Origin of the sequence: Nostoc sp. FACHB-152, assembly GCF_014697475.1 — a bacterium.
Lineage (GTDB): Bacteria > Cyanobacteriota > Cyanobacteriia > Cyanobacteriales > Nostocaceae > Nostoc_B.
In genome coordinates this window covers 1-6,660 of record NZ_JACJRV010000153.1, presented here as the reverse complement: position 1 = coordinate 6,660, position 6,660 = coordinate 1, and the positions used below count along the sequence as shown (strand labels likewise).

The following is a 6,660-nucleotide window of genomic DNA, read 5'->3' as shown; positions in this document are numbered from 1 at the left end:
ATTCTCACATCTAAAGGTTCATTGATGCGTCAAGAAATTTTTGGATTTTGAAAGTAGCGATCGCCCTTACTACAGCAACTTATTCTTTACAATCACTTCTTTTGCTTCCCATCTAGCCCATACTCCCGTTCCATCGCCCCCAACAGCCTTGCCTGTAACGCTGACAGATAAGGCTTCGCCTGTTTCCCCAACCCCTGCAACAGCCAATCCACAGCCGGGTCATGGTCTGCCACTTGATGTAACCGTCGCAATCGCATACATAACTGTTGCATAGACTTGCAATCGTCATCTAACAGTTCTAAGGTTTTTAGGTGTTCTATCTTCACTGTGTAGTCACCGTCCCAGGTTTGGACTGTACAGCTAAAATCTCCAACGTGAGTGATCACACCCCAATAACCACTTTTACCTCGCAAATCTGGGTTATCTCTGGGGACTAGTATGCAGATTTCACCTTTGCGGTACGGATTTGGAATTTTTGTGCGCTCTCGAATTTTGTCTACAACATCTTTGACCACACGCCCAGAAGGAACCTTCCCGCCAACTGCTTCGACTGCTTGCTGCCATGCTTTCTGCTGCTCTTGTGGTTCTAGTGTTGTCAGTGGCCGCACCTGCCCTTCAGAGGTGGGCAGGACTGACGTACCAACAGTTTCTACCGTTACTGTTTTGGACACCACATTTTTTTGTGTCCAAATTGGACACATTTTTTTGAGATTATCTACAACACCTGCCGCCTCAATTAATCTATAAGGATGACGACGCTCAAACCCAAACCTCTCTTTGCAATATTCCTCAAACGTTTTGTGCGTTGAACGATAAAGGCGGCGATCGCGCAATTCTCTCAAAGCACAACCCGCTTCGTAAAACGCTGTCTCAACTTTTTCTTCTAACCGGGCGCGATCGCGCTGTTCCTCCTGGCTTAACTCTGGAACTTCTTGTGATACCACCTCAACAGTAACTACTTGTGCTTGTTCATGCTGGGGCTGCTTTTGTTTTCGCTTTGGAGTTGCGCTCGTTGCGGTGGCCGTCTTCTGGCGAGGGGGAGTAGGAGTCATTTTCCCACCTCCGGTCTGAAGGTTGTCGATGTGGTATTTATTTGTGCCATCATGGAATTAAGGTTTTTTTACTCCCCACTCCTTAGCTAAGGTTGGGGCTTTTTGTTACTTCCTTATATCTTTGCATTTCTGCTGCTTGTAACAATGTGTTCAATTTAAATTTCCAACATTCATGACATTCTTACGATTACTAAATATCTCTGCATCATGAAGGCTTAGGGTTAGTCCGAATACTCGTATTTCTCTCTCATCTGTTGTATCCTAGTTATCCTGTGTACTTTTTAGTTCCGATTTTTATCATCGCTTTTACGTTCCTTCTCAGGCTGCTTCAAAAGCTATCTCCCTTTCTCCATTTGGTACTTAGCTTTTTTTTACTACTACTAGTTACAATTTTTAACTCTCATGAAAATCATCAAAAAATCTGACAAACTTACCCTCAGACAGATGCGGGAAATAGAGCTAGCCGAAGACCAACTTCTTCAAACTGCTGAGACTGTTAATCTTTCGCCACCTGTAGTAGAGCCACCTGTACCCGTAATTGCCCCAGAGCCTCAACCTAGCTATATCCCATTACTAGACAATCCTCCAGTTCAGTCTGTGGGTAACTCCGGTTGGCAGGTTTCTGATGTCTGGCGCGATTTGCGTGTTGATCGCTTTTGTGATTGATCACCTCGCTGCGGCGATCACCTTAATCAGCCGCGCGTCCTTGTATCGGTTTCGCGTATCGTAAGAATGTTTGGCATACTACCGAAAATCAATGGACGGCTTCGTTTGGTCAGCAATACTTCTGTGGAACGCTATTACCATTGTTCAAGACAAACTCCTCAGAAAACAGCTAGGTTTCGATTGGGGGTGGTGGGCTATCATTAATTCTGGGGTTTTTACTGTTGGTGCAGCTATTGCTACCTTTGTCACTCTCACAATTTGGTTTTCCTCCAGACTAGATTCCCTTGTGAAGAGCTATGTTGTTATCCTTTTAAGCATTTTTACACTCATCTTTGCTGCGATTGCTATTGCTGTGCAGTGGTTTGTGTTCAAAAGGCAGTATCTTCCCAAACCAATTGTATTAGCGGCCTTTAATGTTCTAGTTGCCATCGTTGCATACGTTCTGCTGGCTGTTTTCTACTCCAATGCTCTGTGGAATCGTGATTTAAAACCTGTGGTTGCTTCTGTTTTTGTTGGTGCTGCTGTTGGCGTAGCTTCCGGCATTGCTATTAATCGCTACTGCACCTACTTAAACCGTAAGGAGGAACAACAGAAAGACGAAGATGAGGATGAGGAACTGAAGACGACAACGTAAGAATTAAACGAGCGATTGCTCAACCTCTTAATCTTTCCACCGACTTTTAAAATCAGTCTTCTCCAATTAGTGCTAGGTTGTGATCGTTAAATATCATTACTCTTGCTTGACTGTTGCTGTTCTTCCAGGAAAACTAATCCTGGTTGTTTCAATACCAATCTTCTTATGAAACACAAGTCGCGTGTTAAATTTCTCCGCAACTGGCGCAATGCAGAGATAGATGAAGCTCACGGTCGCATCTGAGTAACCATTGTCAGTGTGGAATTATTTTTTATTTTGTTTATGGTTGTATATAGTGTATTGCAGGCAGCATTAGGCAGTTTGCTTGCTTCTGCTTCCTTCTGTGATGATACTGTTTTCTCTCAAACTAATTGATATATTACTAACTTATATTTTGACCTAAATGAAACAGGCTAATTTTTCATTATCGCACGAGTACACTCTTAGAAAAGCCAAGCTCAGTGATCTTTGGTTAATTATATTTTTTATTGTTAAAGCTAGACTTGATCCAACACAAATGAAGTTGCAGCAATTTTTAGTAATTGAATATCATGGCCGTTTAGTAGCATTTGGACAGCTACGTAATTTTCCTCTTGCACAAGAATTGGGTAGTCTATACGTAGCTCCAAATTTTAGAAATCAAGGCTTAGGAACTTTTTTAATAGAGAATTTAATTATTGAAGCTACCAAACCCCTTTATTTAAAATGTGTAAAAAAAGAACTAATGAGTTTTTACACAAAAAGATGTTTTGTAACAGTTGATTATCAGGATTTACCAAATTCCCTTAAATCTAAGTTTTTCTTATCCCAATTAAGAAAAAAATTTCTTAAAGGCTTTGTGTTTTTTATGAAGTATAAGGCTTAAATATATTCACTCAAATAATTTTAATTATGAAATATAGATATTATCTCTTTTTGAAAATTACTGCTATTGCTTTAGCATATAACATAGTAAATATTTTTCCATCTCAATCTCAAATTATTCCTGACAGCACATTACCCAATAATACAAGCATAAAATTAGGTAATAATACTATATTTATAGAGGATGGAAGCAAGTTAGAAGGAAATTTATTCCATAGTTTTAAAGAGTTTTCTGTCTCTACTGGGAACCAAGCTTATTTTAACAATTCACTGGATGTTCAAAATATTATAAGCCGAGTCACTGGTAATTCCGTTTCTACTATTGATGGACTGATTCGTGCTAACGGTACAGTAAATTTATTTTTAATCAATCCAAATGGAGTTGTTTTTGGACAAAATGCACAGCTAAATATTGGTGGCTCATTTATTAGCACTACTGCAAATAGTATTAAGTTTGCAGATGGCTTCGAGTTCGTAGCAAATCAACCCCAACTCACACCTATACTAACCATGAGTTCACCTATTGGATTGCAATTTGGAAGTAACCCTAATGCGCTCCGTATCGAAGGAACAGGACATAATTTAAGTGGTTCACGATTTTCTCCAGTACTCGGACGAAATAGATTAACAGGTTTACAAGTTCAATCAACAAAGACTCTAGCATTGGTTGGAGGGAATGTAATTTTAGATGGCGGTGAGATAATAGCCGAAGGTGGAAGGATTGAACTAGGCAGCGTAGGAAACAACGGTTTAGTTAACTTAATACAAACATCCTCTGGTTGGAATTTGTCTTACGACAACACATCTTCTTTTCAAGACATTCAACTGTTAAAACGCTCTCTAGTTGATACCAGTGGCATTAACAGTGGCTCAATCTATTTACAAGGACGAAATATTACACTCATTGATGGCTCCGTTATTTTAGTTCAAAATCAAGGAGCAATGATGGGAGGAAAAATCAATATAAATGCTTCCGACTCCTTAGATATAAGTGGTACTGATCCAATAGCTAGGATTGCTGGAAGCTTACGAAATGAGACTTTAGGGCGCGGTAAAGGTGGAGACACAGTTATATCAACTCAAAAATTGATTATTAGAGATGGGGGGCAGATCAATTCTTTGACATTTAGCCCTGCCAGTAGTGGCAACATAATTGTTAAGGCTTCTGATTCTGTAAGTTTAATCGGAGTTTCACCTCGTAATTCTGCTCTTTTTAGCCTTATTAGTACTGGAACATTTGGTTCGGGAGACTCTGGCAACATTCTGGTGTCAACACAACAATTGATTGCTACAGGCGGTGGTGTAATAGGAGCCTCGACATTCGGCTCTGGTACAGGAGGAGATTTGGCAATAAATGCAACTGACGTAATAGTAGAAGGTTATGCCCCAGGCACCTTGCAGCCAAGTGCTTTATCTGCTACAGCCTTTAACACTGGTAATGCGGGTAAATTAGAAATCAATACATCAAGCTTGTTAGTTCGAGAAGGCGGTAGAATTGATTCTTCTGCATTTGCAAGCGGCAATAGTGGGAGCATTATTATAAATGCCTCCAAGTTCTTAGATATAAGTGCAACACCTAATTCCTTAAATCCGTCTTTAGTGATTTCGTCAGCTAATATTGAGTCCCAAACCCTGCAAAATTTATTTAGACTTCCTCCTATCCCTTCTGGAAGAGCAGGAGACATTAATATTAATACTCCTTTTTTAAATATTACTGGCAATGCTCTAGTTACCGTCCGCAACGAAGGCGTTGGCAACGCTGGAAACATCAATATCAAGGCAAACACAATCAACATTTCCAATGGTGGAGGTATCAGTGCCACGACCGCGATCGCAGAAGGCGGAAATATTGCCATTGATTCAAACATTCTTCGACTAAACAATGGCATTGTCTCTGCCACTGCTGGTCAACAAGGTACCTCTGGCAACGGCGGTAACATCACAATCAACGCTGATGTCATCGCTGGTTTCAACAACAGCAGTATTACTGCGGATGCTTTTTCAGGCAGAGGTGGAAATATTAGAATTAATACCAAAGGACTGTTTCTATCTTCTAACAGTTTGCTTACAGCTTCTTCGCAACAAGGCATTAACGGCACTGTTGAGATAAATTCCCGAACTCAACCAGAACCTACCAAAGCAAAACTAGAATTATCTTCCCAAACCCCAAAAATCGCTTCAGTCTGCCAGGGACGAACATCTCAGAACATCAGCCCTAATGAATTTGTAATCACTGGTACTAGCGGACTACCACAAGGCTTTGACAATCTTCCCAACACAAATCTCGCTTGGCAAGATAATTCAATTACTGTGGCTTTAACTAGTACTTTAGAAAACTCAAGATTACTACCATCTCAAGAAACTGCCAAAATCATACCAGCACAAGGTTGGCAATTCAATACTGATGGAACAGTCACATTAACAGAGAAACCAAATACTATTAGTGCTGAAACTTCTTTATCCAAGAATTCTTGTTCTTTTCGACCTACTGCAAGAAAGTTAGCAGATAATCCTAACAAAGAAGGATAGCAATAAATGATTAAGTATAACCATATAACCAAGCATTTATTGCTAGTAGGTCTAGGGTTTTCTCTGATTACGAACCAAGCATTTACCAATAGCCTTTATGCTACTACTAAAGAAATGCAACAACGTAGTCAAGCAAAATTATTGACTGATAAAGGTAATCAACAATTAAGATTAGGTCTTCCAGTGGAAGCACTTGATTCCTTTAAAGAAGCTACAAAAATTTATCAACAGATGAAATATAATGAAGGCATCACAGGAAGTCTAATTAATCAAAGTTTAGCACTACAAGCTTTAGGGTTAAATTCTCGCGCTTGCAAAACGCTTTTGCCAGCTTTAAATATAAATGCAGATGATTGGATTTGTAATTCTTCTTTAGAGTCATCAGAAGAATTGACAGAAAAACTAGTAGCAAAAATTATTAAACAGGAAACTGGGTCATCTGTTACTTTGTTAGGATTACTAAATTTGGGTAATGTTTTACGCCAGCTAGGTAAGCTTAAAGAATCTGAAATTATTTTGCAAAAGGCTTTATTATTAGCTAAACAAACCTCTTCAGCACAGGTCAGCACTATTCTACTTTCATTAGGCGATACCAAAAGATATATCTACAAACAGTTTAAAGATAGATTTGCGGTAATAGAAGAACCTATTTCTCAACAACAAACATTTAATGTAGTTCAAGAGAACGCTACCGAAGCTATTCAGCTTTATCAACAAGTTATTGAAGACTCTAACAGTTCATTTGAGAATAAAGCCTCTTCGCAAGCCAACCTACTTAATTTACTCGTAACTTATGATAAATGGTTAAAAAAATGGCTCTCCCAGAGTAACTATGGTAAAATAATATAAGAAAATTAAATAAAACTTAGATAATTTAGATTGGTTAATAGAGAAAACCCAAGCTATAAACCGAAT

General features: G+C 39.1%; 6 protein-coding genes. 5 read left to right on the top strand and 1 reads right to left on the bottom strand.

The features are described from left to right. Nucleotides 1–92: 92 nt before the first annotated feature. A complete protein-coding gene (locus H6G76_RS35745) occupies nt 93–1,052 on the bottom strand; it encodes a hypothetical protein (RefSeq protein WP_199337643.1) in 960 nt (319 codons plus the stop codon). 402 nt (nt 1,053–1,454) lie between these two features. Between H6G76_RS35745 and H6G76_RS35740 the strand changes: the two genes are divergently transcribed. From H6G76_RS35740 to H6G76_RS35720, 5 genes are all read left to right on the top strand, one after another. Continuing rightward, nucleotides 1,455–1,718 carry a hypothetical protein gene (locus tag H6G76_RS35740; protein ID WP_190710926.1) on the top strand — a complete coding sequence of 88 codons (264 nt, stop codon included), beginning with the start codon at nt 1,455–1,457 and terminating at the stop codon, nt 1,716–1,718. 91 nt (nt 1,719–1,809) lie between these two features. Further along, nucleotides 1,810–2,352: a hypothetical protein gene (locus H6G76_RS35735; RefSeq protein WP_190710925.1), complete on the top strand. Its 543-nt coding sequence runs from the start codon at nt 1,810–1,812 to the stop codon at nt 2,350–2,352. A 403-nt stretch (nt 2,353–2,755) separates the two neighbouring features. Continuing rightward, nucleotides 2,756–3,217 carry a GNAT family N-acetyltransferase gene (locus H6G76_RS35730; RefSeq protein ID WP_190710924.1) on the top strand — a complete coding sequence of 154 codons (462 nt, stop codon included), beginning with the start codon at nt 2,756–2,758 and terminating at the stop codon, nt 3,215–3,217. A gap of 26 nt (nt 3,218–3,243) precedes the next feature. Next, nucleotides 3,244–5,745 (top strand): filamentous hemagglutinin N-terminal domain-containing protein, encoded by a 2,502-nt coding sequence (locus H6G76_RS35725; RefSeq protein WP_190710923.1) that lies wholly within the window; start codon nt 3,244–3,246, stop codon nt 5,743–5,745. 114 nt (nt 5,746–5,859) lie between these two features. After that, on the top strand, nt 5,860–6,594 hold the full coding sequence (locus tag H6G76_RS35720; protein ID WP_190710922.1) for a tetratricopeptide repeat protein: 735 nt from the start codon (nt 5,860–5,862) through the stop codon (nt 6,592–6,594). Nucleotides 6,595–6,660: the final 66 nt, after the last annotated feature.

Coding starts and splice junctions, on each gene's coding strand:
- H6G76_RS35745 (WP_199337643.1), bottom strand. CDS start 1,052: ATGACTCCTACTCCCCCTCGCCAGAAGACGGCCACCGCAACGAGCGCA.
- H6G76_RS35740 (WP_190710926.1), top strand. CDS start 1,455: ATGAAAATCATCAAAAAATCTGACAAACTTACCCTCAGACAGATGCGG.
- H6G76_RS35735 (WP_190710925.1), top strand. CDS start 1,810: ATGGACGGCTTCGTTTGGTCAGCAATACTTCTGTGGAACGCTATTACC.
- H6G76_RS35730 (WP_190710924.1), top strand. CDS start 2,756: ATGAAACAGGCTAATTTTTCATTATCGCACGAGTACACTCTTAGAAAA.
- H6G76_RS35725 (WP_190710923.1), top strand. CDS start 3,244: ATGAAATATAGATATTATCTCTTTTTGAAAATTACTGCTATTGCTTTA.
- H6G76_RS35720 (WP_190710922.1), top strand. CDS start 5,860: ATGCAACAACGTAGTCAAGCAAAATTATTGACTGATAAAGGTAATCAA.